Below are 16,471 nucleotides of genomic sequence, written 5' to 3'. Positions count from 1 at the left end.
GGCGATTTTCGGTTTATGACTAATCGGCAAGACAAACTGGCTCAATTAACGCCGGCGCAAAAAGCGCTGCTATTAAAAAAATTAGCAGCTAAAAATCTTACCTCCGAGCCCAAGCATACGGTGCCTGTCAGAGCGGAAGGCTGCTTGATACCTATGACTTCTTCTCAGCAACGCTTATGGTTTTTGCAGCGTTATACCGGATCGAGCAGTTTGTACAATATGCCGATTTTTTTGCGCTTGCAGGGCGCGCTTAATCGGCAGGCCATGGAAAAAGCGTTCGCCAAAGTTTTTGAAAGGCATGAGCTATTAAGAACGCGTTTTTACCAAACCGATGAAGGTTTTTTTCAGCAGCTTAACGCAGCCGAACCGTTCAAGCTGAATGCGATTGATTTGACCGGCATTGAAATGCAAGCCGAACGTTTGCAAGCTGTGTTGCAAGAAATGACGGATTACTCGTTTGACCTGGAGCAGGGTGAGTTAATCCAGCTACGGCTGATTAAACTGGCGCAAGATGAGTATGTGTTGGCGACTTGTGCGCATCATATTATTACCGACGGCTGGTCGGTTAATGTGTTCATGCGCGATTTTGCGGCTTTTTATCAAGCCGAACTAAAACAGGAACCGGCCGTTTTGCCGGCTTTGCCGATCCAGTTTACCGATTATGCGGTCTGGCAGCAACAGGTTTTAGCTTCCAGCGCAGGCGAGCAGGATTTAGCATTTTGGCAGGCATATTTGACAGATGTGCCTTACTTTTTAGAGTTGCCGACCGATTTTAAACGTCCGAAAACAGCGCGGCATCAAGGAGCGCTGTATGAATTTACCATTGAGAGCGGCTGTAAGCAGTCGCTATCGGCATTAGCCAAAACTCAACAAGTATCCGTATATGTCTTACTGTTAAGCGCGTTTGCCGTGTTGTTGGCGCGTTATTCAGGCCAGCGCCAGTTATTGATAGGTACGCCTTTTGCCGGACGAAATTATAAAGAGCTGGAAGATCTGATCGGTTTTTTTGTTAACAGCTTACCGATTAAAGCCGAGTGTTCAGGCAAGCAATCTTTTATTGAAGTCTTACAGCAGACGCAGCAGTCTTTTCTTGCGGCGAGCAGCCATCAGCAAGTCCCGTTCGAGAAAATTGTTGATGCTGTGCAACCGGAAAGGAATGAGTCGTACAGCCCTTTGTTTCAAGTGATGTTTACTTACATTAATGAAGCGGCCAATGCCGACGCTTTAGCGGATTTGTCTGTACAGCTGATTCCGAGCGCAAGAACCAGCGCAAAGTTTGATTTAACTTTGTCGATACAAGAGCAGGATCGGCTTTTAAGCGGACTGGTTGAATACGACACCGATTTGTTCGAGCAAGCCAGCATAGAAAGGATGATGACGGCTTACCTGAATATTCTAAAGGCCGTTGTCTCAAAGCCGGATGTGTTAATCGAACAGATAGACTTGTTATCGGCCGAGGATTATCAACGTATCGTTTACGATTGGAATGATTGCCGGACTGATTTTCCTCGCCATCGGACAGTTCCTCAGCAATTTCAGTTACAGGTTCAGCAACGGCCTGAGCACATTGCGTTGATTCATGGTGAGCGGCAATTAACGTACCGGCAATTGAATGAGCAGGCTAATCAACTGGCGCATGTGCTGATCAAGCATGGCGTGAAAGCGGGAGATTATGTCGCGCTGTATCTACAACGCGGTTGCGATTTGGTGATCGCTATGATGGCGACTTTAAAAGCCGGTGCGGCTTATTTGCCGTTGGATATGGCTTATCCTCTGGAACGCTTGGCGTTAATGCATCGGCAAATAGACATTGCAATCACGCTGACGCAACAGTCCTTGCTGGCAAGCGCACAAGTGTTCGGACAGACTGAAATACTGGCCGTCGATCAATTAGACAAGCAGTCTTATTCCACTATCGATCCATCATGTAGCTATGCCAATGCGTTGGCTTACGTAATGTTTACTTCCGGTTCTACAGGCAATCCCAAAGGGATAGGGATTACGCATGCATCGATTAACCGCTTGGTTTTGGATACTAATTATATCGATCTAAATCCAAACGACCGCGTGGCTCAGGCCAACAATACTGCATTCGACGCCTCGACTTTTGAAACATGGGGCGCTTTACTGAACGGCGCTTGCTTAGCGATTGCAGAACGCGAAACCAGCTTATCCGTGACTGATTTTGTGAGTTTTTTAAGGACTCAAAAAATCACAATATTGCTGTTAACGACAGCATTATTTAACCAGATTATCCGGCAACAGCCCGATGCTTTCGCAGGTTTGCGTTATGTATTGTTCGGCGGCGAAAAAGTCGATCCCGAACAGGTTAAAACAGTGCTGGAACACGGTAAGCCGGAGCACTTTTTACATATCTACGGGCCGACCGAAAGTACCACTTTTGCGTCCTGGTATGAGATTGATTCGGTTAGCGATACAGCATTAACCGTGCCTATCGGCTGGCCGTTGGCCAATACCCGCTTATATATACTGGATACGCAATTAAAGCCTGTGCCGGTAGGCGTCAGCGGTGAGCTGTATATTGCCGGGGAGGGCTTGTCGCCTTGTTACATCAATCAGCCAATCGAAACGGCGGCTAAATACGTGCCTGATGTTTTTTCCAAGCAGCCGGGCGAGCGAATGTACCGTAGCGGCGACATAGTGCGCTGGAATAATAACGGGGTGATTGAGTTTATCGGCCGTGTCGATCACCAAGTGAAGATAAGAGGCGTTCGGATTGAATTGGGCGCGGTTGAAACGGTGATTAATGCTTATCCTTCCGTTAAACAAAGCTATGTACGGGTTAAGGACATTGCCGGGCAAGGTAAATGCCTGATCGCTTATTTTAGCTCGAGGGAGCAGCAACAGGTCGATGTACCGAGATTGCGCCTGCACCTGCAATCGGCTTTGCCCGATTATATGGTGCCTGCCGCTTTGGTTTCAGTGCCGAATTTGCCGTTGACGCCAAACGGTAAGATTGATGAAAAGGCTTTGCCCGAACCGAATTCGGAACATTATCATCAAACAGTCTCAGAGCCGCCTGTTACCGATACCGAAATCAAACTGGCACAGTTATGGGAGCCGTTATTGGGCGTCCAGGTTAAACGGGACAGCGATTTTTTCTTATTAGGCGGGCATTCTATTTTAGTGATGCAACTGGCGAATCGTATCCAGAATACTTTTGGCATTAAGTTGCTGATTCGCGAGCTGTTTGAAAAATCGATTTTGCGGGAACAGGCCAAGGCCATCGACGCGAGTGGAAACGATGCTGTCCCTATACTAAGCCCCGCTGCCAAAGCGGACGATTATCCCTTGTCGTTTTCCCAGGAACGCCTGTACTTTTTGCAGCAATTGTACCCGGACAGCAGCGCTTACAACATGGTCACTGCGTTGAAAATCACCGGGCCTTTGGATGTCGATTGCTTGCAGGCTTGCTTTGACCGGATTATCAGTCGGCATAGTGTCTTAACCACGGTTTTCGTGCTGAAAAATGCCCGGCCAAGACAAAAAATCCTGGATGTTTCGCAGTTGCCGATTGAACACTTGGACTGGTCGGCTGACGATTCGCAGACGCAACAAATCAAGCTGGATCAATTGCTGGAGCAGGAAACAAACTACGTTTTCCGGTTGGATAGACTGCCGCTGATTCGAGTGCAGGTGATAAAAACGGGCGCGCAAGATCATGTGCTGGTCATTAACAATCACCACATCATGTCCGACGGCTGGTCGCAAAGCGTGTTCATGAAAGAATGGCTGAGCTTGTATCAGGCTGCCATTCTCGGAACGCAAGCGCAGCTGCCGACGTTATCTGTGCAATATGTGGATTATGCGGTCTGGCAACGGCAGTTGCTGAATTCGGAACGGTTGGAACAACTGTTGGCGTATTGGCGAAGCACATTGGCGGATATGCCGCCTGCGTTAAATTTAACGACGGATTTTGCACGACCGGCGGTACAAACCTTTAGTGCACAAAGCGAAACATTTAGTTTGGATGCCGAGCTGACTTTGGCGTTAAATCAACTTGCCGAGCAACAGCATTGCTCCGTTTTTGTGTTGCTGCTGGCCGGGTTTAATTTGTTTTTGGCGCGTTACAGCGGCCAATATGACTTTGCCGTGGGCACGCCTGTCGCCAATCGCAACCATCAGGAAACGGAAAATTTAATCGGTTTTTTTGTTAATACCTTGGTGTTGCGCAACCGCATTGAAGGCGATCCTTTGTGGCTGGAATTTTTAGCGCAGGTTAAAGACACGGTAATCGATGCCTTTGCGCATCAGGAACTGCCGTTTGAAAAGCTGGTCGAAGCTTTGCAGCCGGAACGCGATCTTTCGAATACGCCTTTTTTTCAGGTGATGTTTCTGTTCCACAATGCGGCATCCCAGATGCCCCGGTTAACAGGTTTGGAAATCGAGCCTCTGCCGTTGGATAGTAAAGAAGTCAAGTTTGACTTGACCTTGGCGATGCATGAGCTTGACGGCCAATTGGTCGGTACTTTTGAATACAATGCCGATCTGTTTAAAGCCGAACGGATTCAAATCATGTGCAGAGGGTTTGCTCATCTATTACAGCAATTGACACGCAAACCGGAAAAGCGGATAGGCGATTTTTCAATAGTCGATGATGCCTTGTATCGGCAAGTGGTTGTAGACTGGAACCGAAACTCGGCACCGGTGCCCGCGCAAAGCGGCATATATGATTTATTTGCTCAGCGTGTCGGTAGTGCTGCCGAAAAAATAGCCGTGGCGCAGGGCGAAACCCAACTAACGTACCAGGAATTGAGCGATCAGGTTGATCGATTGGCGGATGTGCTTGCGGCTCGCGGCGCAGGTCCGGAAGTGTTAATCGGTTTGTGCTTAAAGCGCACGCCCCGGCTAATTGTCGCGATGCTGGCAATTCTTAAAAGCGGCTCGGCTTATGTGCCTTTAGACCCGGATTATCCGAGCGCCAGACTGGAGCACACTTTACAGGATGCCAAGGTTTTATTGTTATTGACCGAATCGGATTTGGCAGCGGCGCATGCGGGGTTGGCAGTTGTGCCGAAAATATTGCTGGATCAGCCTTGGCCTAAAACCGATGCACAAGTATTTCAGCCGCAAAGCCCGAGTAATCTGGCTTATGTGTTGTATACCTCAGGTTCGACAGGGAAACCCAAAGGCGTAGCGATAACCCATTCCAATGCGGTGGCCATGATCGGCTGGGCGCAAAGCGTTTATCAACCCGAACAGCTAAGCCGGATGCTGGTCGGTACTTCGATTTGTTTTGACCTATCGGTGTTTGAGATTTTTCTGACGCTTGCCACCGGTGGTACTTTGGTGCTGTTGCGTAATGTGCTTGAATTAGCGGAACAGCCGAATTGCGCTCCCAGTTTGATCAATACCGTTCCTTCCGCGGCGGAAGAGTTACTAAGAGTCAATGCAATACCTGAATCGGTAAAAACGGTTAATTTGGCCGGTGAGCCGCTGTCTGCTGAACTGGTTAACAAACTGTATGCCAAAGCGCATATCGAAAAAGTCTATGACTTATACGGGCCTTCGGAAGATACCACGTATTCGACGTATTGCCTGCGGCAGGCGAATGCGCAGCCCAGCATTGGCCGTCCTATCAGCAATAGCAGCGCCTACGTGTTGGATGCTTATTTGCAGCCGTTGCCGCCGGGCGTTCCGGGTGAATTATATTTGGGGGGCATGGGACTGGCGCGGGGCTACCACGGCAGACCGGCATTGACCGCGGAAAAATTTGTGCCCAATCCGTTTAGCCAGCAAGCGGGAGAAAGATTATATAGAACCGGAGACTTGGTCAGTTACAGTGCAGAAGGGGAGCTGACTTATCTGGGACGGCTGGATCATCAGGTTAAAGTTCGAGGCTACCGTATTGAATTGGGCGAAGTAGAGGCTGTTTTAAAATCGGTAGCCGGCGTTGACGATTGCGTGGTGTTGACAGTAGGCGAGGCGGCAGCCAGTGATCGTAAGCTGGTGGCTTATGTGAGCGCTTCCGCTGAGCACTCGTATACTGATTTGGAAGCGAATTTAATGCAGATAGTCAAAGAGCAGTTGCCGCGTTTTATGGTGCCTTCGGCGATTGTCATTCTAGAGCGTCTGCCGCTAACCGCTAATGGCAAGCTGGATAGAAAAGCCTTGCCGGATCCGGAACTGAATAGCGTAAAAGCAACGCAAGTTTTGCCTGTAGGTTTTGTTCAGCAGACGCTGGTTGGGATTTGGCGGGAAATTTTGGCTTTGGATCAAGCTATTTCAGTCGATGACGATTTTTTTGAACTGGGCGGGCACTCCCTGCTGGTTTTGGATCTAATGACCCAGATTAAGGTCGCTTTGGGGAAAACGCTGCCGCTGGCCGCTATCTTCCAGGCGCCGACCATTTCAGCATTAAGCCAGTTGATCGATAAGGATCATCAAGAGGCCGAATGGACGCCTTTGGTGTCTTTGAAAACTAAAGGCGATGCTCCTGCGTTATTTTGCTTCCATCCTGTCGGCGGGCATGTGATTTGTTATAACGAATTGGCTAAAGCGCTGCCTGATGATCAACCGGTTTATGGTCTACGCGCGCCCGGCATGGAATCCGATCAATCCATCATGACCCAACTGCCTGAAATGGCTGCTTATTATTTGAAGTTTATTAAAACTATCCAAAAACAAGGCGGCTACCGGCTATTGGGCTATTCGTTCGGAGGATTGCTGGCTTATGAGGTTGCCAGACAGCTTGAAGCGATGGGCGATACTGTGGATTTTGTCGGCTTGCTAGATACCGCGCATCCTGAACTGACAGCACATGGTGCGGCAAAAACCGATGATGCTGAGTTGTTGGTTAGCTTGTTTCCCGGTTTGGGTTATACTGCTGAGCTATTAAGAACTTTGCCAAAGTCCGAGCAGTTGACACAAGTGTTTAGCAGGGCCAAACAGGCCGGACTAGTGCCAAGAGCGATGGATGACGAGGCGATTGAGCGATATTTCAATGTCTGTCGCAGTATGTTGCAGATGACTTATCGGCCGCAAAAAATCAATGCTCCGGTTACTTTGATCAGGGCGCAGGAAGGCAGCCGGCGTATTACGGCGGATGATTATCTAACTTGGCAGCAAGTATCCGGTTTGAATATGACTTTGCATTGGTTATCGGGGCAACATGAGAACATGATGGAGCAGCCTCATGTTGGGAAAATAGCGCAGGTAGTCGAAGATCTTATCAATATAAAAATAAAAAGCTGATTGTAAAACCTAAATAGAATGAGAGAAGTTATGAAAGATAATGCCGGTACTCCAAAGGCGATTGATCAATTAACCGTTGCTGAGTTAACAACTGAAAAATTCGATAAAGAGTATCGCATTCCAGGGAAACCGCTCGTAGTTACCGATTTTCTTGATAGCTCAGTGGATTGGGATCTGGACTTTTTGTGTAAAAATTTAGGTGATGGCAAGTTTTTAGTGCGCGATTATGGTGAAGGCCATTTTGATGCTCCCAGACGAGAATGGACAAAATATTGCGATCATGTCCAGATGACCATTCATGATTTTGCTACTCATATTAGAGATGGCAGCGCAAAGAAAAGAAATCTCTATCTGGCGCAAAATCCGATTGGAGAAACGGAAGCGCTTAAATCAATTGCCGGTGAAATGCAGTTCTTAACCCAGACGCTGGGTTTTGAGCCGATTATTCCGGAAGCCTCGTTAAATTTATGGCTGGGTGCTGCCGGTCATGCCGAACCGTTGCATTTCGATCCGGGCGATGGCACTTTGATGATGCTGCATGGCAAAAAAAGAGTCATTTTATATCCACCCAAGCAGAGCTCGAATCTGTATCCTTTCGGCTTTTATGACGTTTTACCCTTTTGGGTTAGCCAGGTAAATATTGAAGAACCCGATCTTAAACAATACCCCAACTTTAACAAGACGGAACAGGATCGTTATGAGGTGGTGTTAAGCTCTGGTCAAGTGTTGTTTATACCCACCCAGTGGTGGCATGAGGTGATTGCAGAAGGCGAAGGTTATGTGTGTTCCTGTAATCATTTTTGGAAAGTTAAGCCGTGGTGGCGAAAGCTTCAAAGCTTACGAGGCATTGTTTTATTTTCGATGAATTTGTTGCCTTGGAACTGGGTATTACGTTTTAATCGTTTCATTTATCAATTCAAAAAATAGTCAATAACAAAATGATAGATAAAGTGGGTCTCATAAGACCTAAATTGCTGGATTTTATAGATATACAAAGCCAAAAAGATAAATTCTTATTAGCTTCGGCAACTGTAGTCTCGGGGATTATTAATGCCTTGACGCTGGTTATTCTAAATACTGCCGCAAAAGATTTCGATAAGCCCGATTTAGATGAGCGTTTATTCATTTTATTTGTACTGAGTGTGTCCTTGTATTTGATTTCAAAACGCTATGTGACGCACCGGATTACCGAGTTGGTCCAAGGCGGTATTTTTAATTATAGGGGGCGTATTTTAGACTTACTGAGAGGTTTAAAACTCCTGTCTTATGAAGCCATAGGCAAATCGCAGATTCTTTCGATGTTATCGGAAAAAACAGAATTAATCTCGCAGGGTGCTCATCGGCTTGCCGAAGGTTTTCCGGCCATGGTGATGCTGATTTGCTCCTTTATTTATATGGCGACCATTTCCAAAATGGCTTTAGCTATGGCTTTGATCTGTATCGCCGGGGCAATGGTCACCATTTATGTGTTAGTTCAGTCGATCAGTATTTCCATGCAGCAGGCAATGGCAAAAGATAATGAATATTTTGCTTATATGCAGCATGTATTGGATGGCTTTAATGAGCTAAAAATAAACCGGGAAAAAGTAAACGACCTGTATACCAACTATATGGGAGAAGTGTCTGAAGAGGCCAGGCAAAAAAATATTTCAACCGATATTAGTAATGTTAATTTACAGCTTTATGCCCAGCTTTATTTTTATATCTTAATGGCGTCGGTTGTTTTTTTATTGCCTCAGTTGAGTACATTGACCGCTGATAAGATCATGTCGATTACTACCATTATCTTTTTTATTATGGGGCCTATCGTGCTCATAATCGACATGTTTCCGAGTCTGGCTAGAGCAAATGTAGCGATTGATTATTTGCAGCGATTGGAATCGCAATTGCAGTCCGCCCAAGAAGACGTATTTTCAACTCAGGAAACATTCATTGCGCCGCATTATTTCGACCGAATCTTAATTAGCCAATTGTATTTCAGTTATCCAGTAGAGGATCAAGGAAGGCAGTTCTCAGTGGGGCCTTTTGATTTGAGTTTTGCCAGAGGGGAGCTGATTTTTATTCGTGGCGGCAACGGCAGCGGTAAATCAACTTTTCTTAAATTGCTCACAGGCTTATATGAGTCGAATTCAGGCGCGATAGTTGTAGATAATAAAACCATAGACAGTGAATTGCTGGGTAATTACAGAAATCTTTTTTCTATTATTTTTACCGATTTTCACTTGTTCGATCGATTTTACGGCCAACAAAATGTCAATGTAGAAATGGTTAATGAATATTTGGTATTGATGGGCCTGGAGAAGAAAACGGGATTTAAAAACGGCCGATTTACGCATACTAATTTATCGACAGGACAGAAAAAACGCTTGGCATTAATTATTGCACTGTTGGAAGACAAGGCAGTTTATGTGTTTGATGAGGTTGCTGCGGATCAAGATCCTGAGTTTCGTCAGTTTTTTTATGACGTTATTCTGCAGAAACTCAAACAGAAGCAAAAGACAGTGATTGTGGTTACCCATGATGAAAAGTACTTTAATCATTGTGACCGTTTGTTGGTTATGGATATGGGACAAATGAGAGAAGAAAAAATCAAATTTAAATTTAGGAGAGATTAAGTGAGAGTTATAAAAATAAAATCGTTTCGATTAGTTTCGTTGCTAGCTATATCCATAGCTATCTCAGGATGTGGGGGGACTGCACTGAAGAATGAGTTTCGAGATATTTCCGAAAACCACGCTACACTTTCCGATGAGCAAATGCTGGTGAACTTGGCGCGTCGGGCGAATTCCAATCCAGCGCATTTTTTGCAAATGTCCAGCGTTAATGCGTCATTTTCTTTTGGGGCAAGTGTTGGTACCACGACTACCCACACAAATACATCTATGCCGTGGATTGCCGCGTTGAGTAGCTTGGCTCAATTTGCTACAAAAGTGTTTAGTTTTACAGGCACTTTGGGATTAAGTGCAACAGAATCACCAACTTTCTCTTTTGCCCCGCTAAGTGGTGCCTCTTTTGCTAAAACAGCTTATACCCCTATTGATAGCAAGATATTCTTTGAGCAGTTAAGACAAGGAGTACCGGTTAATCAACTGATGCGTATTTTGGTTGTTTCGGTCATTCTTGATTATCCTTCCGGAAAAAGGCTGGTTTTAAACAATACTGCCGATCAAGGTCAGCCTAAAAATTTTAGGAACTTTTTACGCTTGGCCGGACTTTCCAGGGAAATGCAGCTGCAACAGGTGCTTAGAATTGATACGGTTAATGGTCAAAATGTTTTAACCATACCGCCCGAGGCTACGCCTTTGTTAGCAAAATTATATTCTTCTAAGGAGTATAGTTTTTGGGAAGATAGTCCTGTCCAAATTGGAGTAAATGACGGTGTTCCGCAAGTTTCTTTTGTTATGCGGCCTTTTGACGGAGTATTAGGTGCATTGGGGCAATCGCAAAGACATTTTGAGCGTTGGTTGGCATCAGGCCAAAAATTAAGTGATATTCCCGCAAGTGAACGTCGGCCAACTTTAACGATGCAGTGGGATGGAGATAAAGAATTGACTCCATCTGTCTCAGAAGTCGAATATTTAGGAGAGAGCTATAAAGTTGCCGACCTTGATGATGGTCAATATTCTACTTGGAACCGGGATTCATTTAGAATTTTAAATGACTTATTTACGATTGTTTCATTGGATCCTAAAGAAATGCCGGTGCAGCAGTTGATAAAGGTATTCTAATTAAACAAATATCCCAAGGATGGGATTAAAAAATAAGCAGTTTAGCTATTAATCCAGTATATATAATGATTAAAAGCTTGTTAGTTGTATTATTCAAGTTAAATAGTCAATTGTTTATCTGGAAAATCGTTTTAAACGTTTATTGATAATAAATATTGATTATCCAAACTTTAATGAAATAGCTTGTTATAAACAGTGTGACAAGCTATCTATTTAACGTAAGCCGGTACTTATATTGCAGTCAGCGAAGTCATTGAATTTTTTTAAATATGGCTAAATGCTGTAAGTATTTTTATTGAGCGATGTAATTCATTTGCTCAATATTATTTTACTTGCCAGTTATATCTATATTGATTAGTCTATGATTATCGTGTAATAGCGGTAAAGGTTGATTTTTTTAAGCGAACTATGAGGTGTGGTGTAATGACAGAATTAATGAAAACTGATAATACTATAGATACTGCTCAGGATTTAGTAAAGAAAAGCATGTATGCTTCGATGGCAGCAGGCTTAGTGCCTGTACCTGTTTTTGACTTTTTAGCGGTTTCCGGTATACAACTGGAAATGTTAAGAAGGTTAAGTCATATTTACGGTGTGACTTTTATGGAAGGCAAAGGTAAAAATGCTTTAGCGGCTTTAATTGGCGGCAGCTTCCCTACCTCGGTAACTCCTCTTGTTGTTAGCCTAGTCAAAATGGTTCCAATTATCGGTTCAACTATTGGCGCAATAAGCTTGCCGTTGATTTCAGGCGCTTCAACTTATGCGGTGGGAAAAGTATTCATTCAGCATTTTGAATCAGGCGGCACTTTTCTTACTTTCGATCCGGAAAAGGTTCGTACTTACTATGCTGAGCAATTAAAAGAAGGCAAAGCTGTTGCTGCTGCGGTAGATACTAAAAAAGCAACTGCCTGATTTTTTAGTTTTAAAATAAAATTTATGAGCAACCATTGCAGCTGGCTATTCGTAGCTAGCTGTGGTTGACTCATTTTTTGTATTTTCATTTTAAATCAATGGCTTTATTGCCTAAATTAAGCTCAATCTAATTCATGAAGCATTTTTTACCTGCTGTGATCACCTCCACGATTATTGTTTTATTGATCGTTGTTTATTTTTATCCATTAATGTTTATTACGATCAAAGCTGGTGAAGCAGGTGTTTTATACAAGCGGTTTGCCGGCGGTACAGTCACTGACCGCGTTTATAAAGAAGGCTTTCACGTTATTTTGCCTTGGAACTCAATGTCGATTTACAACACTCGGGTCCAGCAGCAAAGCCATTCATTATCTGTACTAACTCAAGAAGGTTTAAGAATAGAGCTCGTCGTGTCTATTCGTTACTACCCTGAGGTCGATTCGGTTGGCATCCTGCACCAAAAGGTAGGTCCCGATTACCTTGAAAAAATTGTTATCCCTGAAGTAGACCATATTCTTCGTGTTTATTCAGGAAAAGCGTCTGTTAACGATATATACACTACTAAAGGCGAGAGTTTACAAAATATTATCGTTGAAGCAGCAGCTGAAGTTGAGAAAAACTATATCTATATTCAGGATGTCGTTTTGCAGCAAGTTATTTTGCCTAAACAGGTGGAAGCTGCCATCGAAGCAAAAATCGAACAGAAGCAGTTGTCCGAAGCTTACGAATACAAATTGGCTAGAGAAACGCAAGAAGCGAAAAGAAGAAAGATAGAAGCTGATGGAATTTATGATTACAACACCAGAATCAGCCAATCATTAACTAAAGATGTTTTGAAGTGGAAGGGTATAGAGGCGACTCAGGCTCTAGCAGGATCAAACAACGCAAAAATTGTAGTTATCGGTAATGGTGGTAATCAATTGCCTATCATCATTGGTGGTGAGTCTGGGCAATAAAGATGCGTAGAAAGGCTAGTTTTCGGCTTATTTTCCAAGTTGCTTTATTTTCACTTATTGCTTTTTGGGTTTTCAGAAGTTTTTTTTCTTATAGTTTGACCTATGACTATTCTTTGAAAAAACGTTCGGAGATTGCCGGGCAGAATAAAGAGGATATCCATGTCGCATCGGTTTGGATAAAGAGCGACAGAGGATTTACGGACGGCGTTAATCTGGCCGTTGAGGAAGTCAATAAACAAGGCATTATTCTTAAATCGGGTGATAAAGAAATTAAAGCACGCTTTGTTATACATGAGTTCGACGATTCCACTGATGAAAATGCACAGAACTCCAGATTAAGCATTGCTGACGATCATAAGATTGTTGCCGTTATAGGACACTCTTCATCATCATCAGCGATACCGGCATCGATTACCTATGAATATAACGGTATTCTGTTTTTATCCCCGGTAGCTACTGCCCCGCTGTTAACAGGGCATGACTTTGTTTATACGTTTAGCATCATTCCTTCCGATGATTCTTTTGTCGGCAAATTAATTGAGTTTGCTAAGGAAAGAAATTGGCGCAAACTTTTAGTGATATTTTCCCGGAATCTGTATGGCTTGAATTTGTATCAACGCTTTGCCGCGCAGGTTCAACCTCCGTTAGAAATTGTTGAAGCGAAATCTTTTTTTGTTGAACATTCCGATTACAAAGGACTGATCTATGATCTGATGAATAAAGATTTTGATGCGGTGGTTTTGGCGGCCGCTGAAGAAAACGCCGCCAAAATGATTAAGCAACTACGCGACATGGGAGTGAACAAGCCGATCATAGGCGGCGATGGTCTGGATACTCTGCAAATATGGGACTGGTCGGAGAAAGCTGCTAATCAGACTTACGTAGCGTCTGTCTTTCCCGAAAATAATGAATTTAATAATAAATTCAAACAAGTATATGGTATGAATGGCAGTTATAGTGCTTACCAGGGTTATGAAGCTGTCAGGGTTTTGGCTGATGCGATTCAGAGAACAGGAAGCAGTAATCCTATTCAAGTGGCCTCAACTTTAAAATACAATTATACGCAAGGGTACGGCGGTTATTTGTTCGATAAGAATGGCTTGGCCAGCAATAAAAAAATTCATATCAAACAAATAGTTGATGGGCGTTTTGTCCTCGTTGAGTAGAGGTAATATTTTATGATGATATCGGTAATTTATGTGGTCGTTAGCCTTTTCATTGGCTTTTTGGGAATCAGAAAAAAGCTAGGCTTCTGGGGGTATTTTTTTGGTTCCTTGCTCTTTACACCATTTATCGGCGCAGTTTTATTGTGTGCTTCGGATACTGTAAAACGTAAAGAATCTATCAAAAAACAATCATCTCTATAGGTTGTATCCCGGCCACAAAATAAAAGAGGATAATGCGCTTAATTTTAATGAGTTATGTTTGTATCGGTTAAAGGCAAGAAAATATCTATAAATTGCTCAACCAGATAGTTGGCTGCTATTGTTCGGCCTGATCTTGGCCAACGAATATTTTAAAGCCAACACTAGGGCGCTAATTATGGGCCTGATGTTGTTCCAGTTCGTTGAGACGAAGCAGGCTTAAATCGCTCTTTCATGAAACCGTATACAATATCTTCAACAGCTACTAAGAAGTTCAATCCGTCAATAATGCCTTTTCATAGCAATATTCATCGCTCTCAATATGTATGGCCTCTGTTTGCTATTTTTATCAGATGGAGGTAGTTAATACTGAAAAATCGAAAACTCTGCTTAAACTGACTTCGGACTTATTGAAAACTAACTCCAGTATTATCCGATCCACTCATTGGAGAACAATTAAAGCCGCTTAATCAATAACCACGCCTTTGTGAGCATGGTTGTAACAATCTGCTTTAATAGACTGGGAACAGGATTCCATCCCGATAAACGCATTACAAGAGCGCTTTACTTTAGACGGTATGATTAACAGCAAGATGAAAATTGTGATGAAGAAAATTAAAAATTATTATGACTGACGTTGACGAGGATGTGGCGGCAATAGAGGAGATTTTAAAATCGTGGTTTTACGAACAGGCTTTTATAAAAGTATCTAAAATCGGGCTTTATCCAATTTTAGATGCGGAAATGACATTGGTAGCGAATGCGGTAATAAGCAGACAAAGAGAGTTTTCAACCGGGCGGTGGTTAGCCCGGCAAGGGCTTCAGCAATTTGGTTTTCCACCACAGCCGATTAAAATGGGGAAATTAAGGAATCCACTGTGGCCGGATTCAGTGCTGGGAACCATTAGTCATGACGTCGATTGTTGTGCCGTGGTCTTAGTAAAAAAACAGGATTTTAGCGGACTCGGTATTGGTATTGACCTCGTCGCTTTATCGCAACGGGCAGGTAAGCTGGATGGCCTGGAATCCATGATCATGGCTAATATGCTGGAGCTGGAAGCGGTCGATAAATTGAATTTAGCGGTTGAGCCTGCACTTTTATTATTTAGTATTAAGGAGTCAATAATAAAAGCATTATCTTTTTATTTGGATGATTTTATCGATATGCGGTTAATTGAAATTTTTTATGCGGATAAAATATTATTTAAAGTATCCGGTTGTTTAGTTGAAGGTGATATTTTTTCGGCTATAACTCAAAATTACCTATTAACAGCAGTTAATGTTTATAAAATTAATGCTCGAATTAATTAGTTATTACAGGGGAAATTGATGGAACTTTTTGCATTTCCATTTGCAGGAGGTAGTGAGCATTGTTATCGTGAGTTGAGTAATAGTTTAAAGGGTATTAATTTAAGGGTTCAACCTTTACCCGGACGGGGCAGTTTAATTTCACAGCCCTGCATTTCCCGCATTGAAGAAATGGTGAACTACCTTTTTCCGAAGATTAAAGACAGTTTATATCAGCCTTACGCTTTATTTGGTCATAGCATGGGGGCTTTTATTGCATATATGCTCTGCCGAAAGATCAGCAATGAGAATATGCCGATGCCTAATTCGCTGATTTTATCGGGACGCAAAGCCCCGTCGGTCGGCGAAGATGAGCTTAAGCATAAGATGCCTGATGCGCAGTTTAGAAAAATGTTGCTAGAGTTGGGTGGAATACCCGATGCTGTCTGGCAAGATGAGGAGATTATGGCTTTATTTGAGCCGATTATTCGATCAGATTTTGAGTTGATAGAAACTTACTCATACCAACAACAAGATGCTCTGGATATACCTGTTCATTTGTTTTTAGGTAGAGATGATAATATCAGTTCCGATCAGGCTAATGCTTGGCAAAAAGAAACAATCCATCCGATAAATATTACTTATTTTAATGGTGGACATTTCTATTTTAAAGAAGACTGTTCGTTATTGGCGCAAAAGATAACAGAAGAATTAATTAATTAATATTTTAGGTAGAAACAAATATATTAATTGTTCGATATATAGATACAAAAATAATTATAAGCAATGGAGTAGTTATTCATGTTTGACGATGAAAATACAATATTTAAAGTAGTGCTAAATCATGAAGAGCAATATTCAATCTGGCCTAAAAATCGGGACTTGCCGACAGGCTGGAAAGAAGACGGTACTGAAGGGGTTAAACAGGTTTGTTTGGAGCATATTGAAAAAGTCTGGACGGATATGCGGCCGCTAAGTCTCAGGCAAGCGATGGATCAATAAATTGAAT

General features: G+C 43.1%; 10 protein-coding genes. All 10 read left to right on the top strand.

Annotated elements, in window-relative coordinates; all coding sequences use genetic code 11:
- The first annotated feature begins 15 nt into the window (after positions 1-15).
- The 10 genes from EPO18_RS17875 (at position 16) to EPO18_RS17830 (ending at position 16,464) form a co-directional block, all read left to right on the top strand.
- Positions 16-7,215, top strand: a complete 7,200-nt coding sequence (locus tag EPO18_RS17875; protein ID WP_292435701.1) for an amino acid adenylation domain-containing protein — start codon at positions 16-18, stop codon at positions 7,213-7,215.
- A gap of 30 nt (positions 7,216-7,245) precedes the next feature.
- Positions 7,246-8,142: a cupin-like domain-containing protein gene (locus EPO18_RS17870; protein WP_292435699.1), complete on the top strand. Its 897-nt coding sequence runs from the start codon at positions 7,246-7,248 to the stop codon at positions 8,140-8,142.
- A gap of 23 nt (positions 8,143-8,165) precedes the next feature.
- A complete protein-coding gene (locus EPO18_RS17865; RefSeq protein WP_292435697.1) occupies positions 8,166-9,830 on the top strand; it encodes an ATP-binding cassette domain-containing protein in 1,665 nt (554 codons plus the stop codon).
- Positions 9,831-10,943: a hypothetical protein gene (locus EPO18_RS17860; protein ID WP_292435696.1), complete on the top strand. Its 1,113-nt coding sequence runs from the start codon at positions 9,831-9,833 to the stop codon at positions 10,941-10,943.
- 423 nt (positions 10,944-11,366) lie between these two features.
- Entirely contained in the window at positions 11,367-11,855 is a 489-nt protein-coding gene (locus EPO18_RS17855; RefSeq protein WP_292435693.1) for a YcjF family protein, read from the top strand.
- Positions 11,856-11,989: 134 nt separating this feature from the next.
- Positions 11,990-12,811: a prohibitin family protein gene (locus tag EPO18_RS17850; protein ID WP_292435691.1), complete on the top strand. Its 822-nt coding sequence runs from the start codon at positions 11,990-11,992 to the stop codon at positions 12,809-12,811.
- Positions 12,812-12,924: 113 nt separating this feature from the next.
- Entirely contained in the window at positions 12,925-13,977 is a 1,053-nt protein-coding gene (locus tag EPO18_RS17845; RefSeq protein ID WP_292435690.1) for an ABC transporter substrate-binding protein, read from the top strand.
- An 825-nt stretch (positions 13,978-14,802) separates the two neighbouring features.
- On the top strand, positions 14,803-15,486 hold the full coding sequence (locus EPO18_RS17840) for a 4'-phosphopantetheinyl transferase family protein (RefSeq protein ID WP_292435688.1): 684 nt from the start codon (positions 14,803-14,805) through the stop codon (positions 15,484-15,486).
- A gap of 18 nt (positions 15,487-15,504) precedes the next feature.
- The gene (locus EPO18_RS17835) at positions 15,505-16,185 is read left to right on the top strand and encodes a thioesterase II family protein (RefSeq protein ID WP_292435686.1); all 681 of its coding nucleotides are present in this window, start codon (positions 15,505-15,507) and stop codon (positions 16,183-16,185) included.
- Positions 16,186-16,263: 78 nt separating this feature from the next.
- Positions 16,264-16,464, top strand: a complete 201-nt coding sequence (locus EPO18_RS17830; protein ID WP_292435683.1) for an MbtH family protein — start codon at positions 16,264-16,266, stop codon at positions 16,462-16,464.
- The last annotated feature ends 7 nt before the right edge of the window (positions 16,465-16,471 follow it).

It is taken from the genome of Methylobacter sp., from assembly GCF_004322395.1.
Classification (GTDB): domain Bacteria; phylum Pseudomonadota; class Gammaproteobacteria; order Methylococcales; family Methylomonadaceae; genus Methylobacter_A.
The sequence above is the reverse complement of the archived record's forward strand: the minus strand, read 5'-3'. Positions and strand labels throughout refer to the sequence as shown.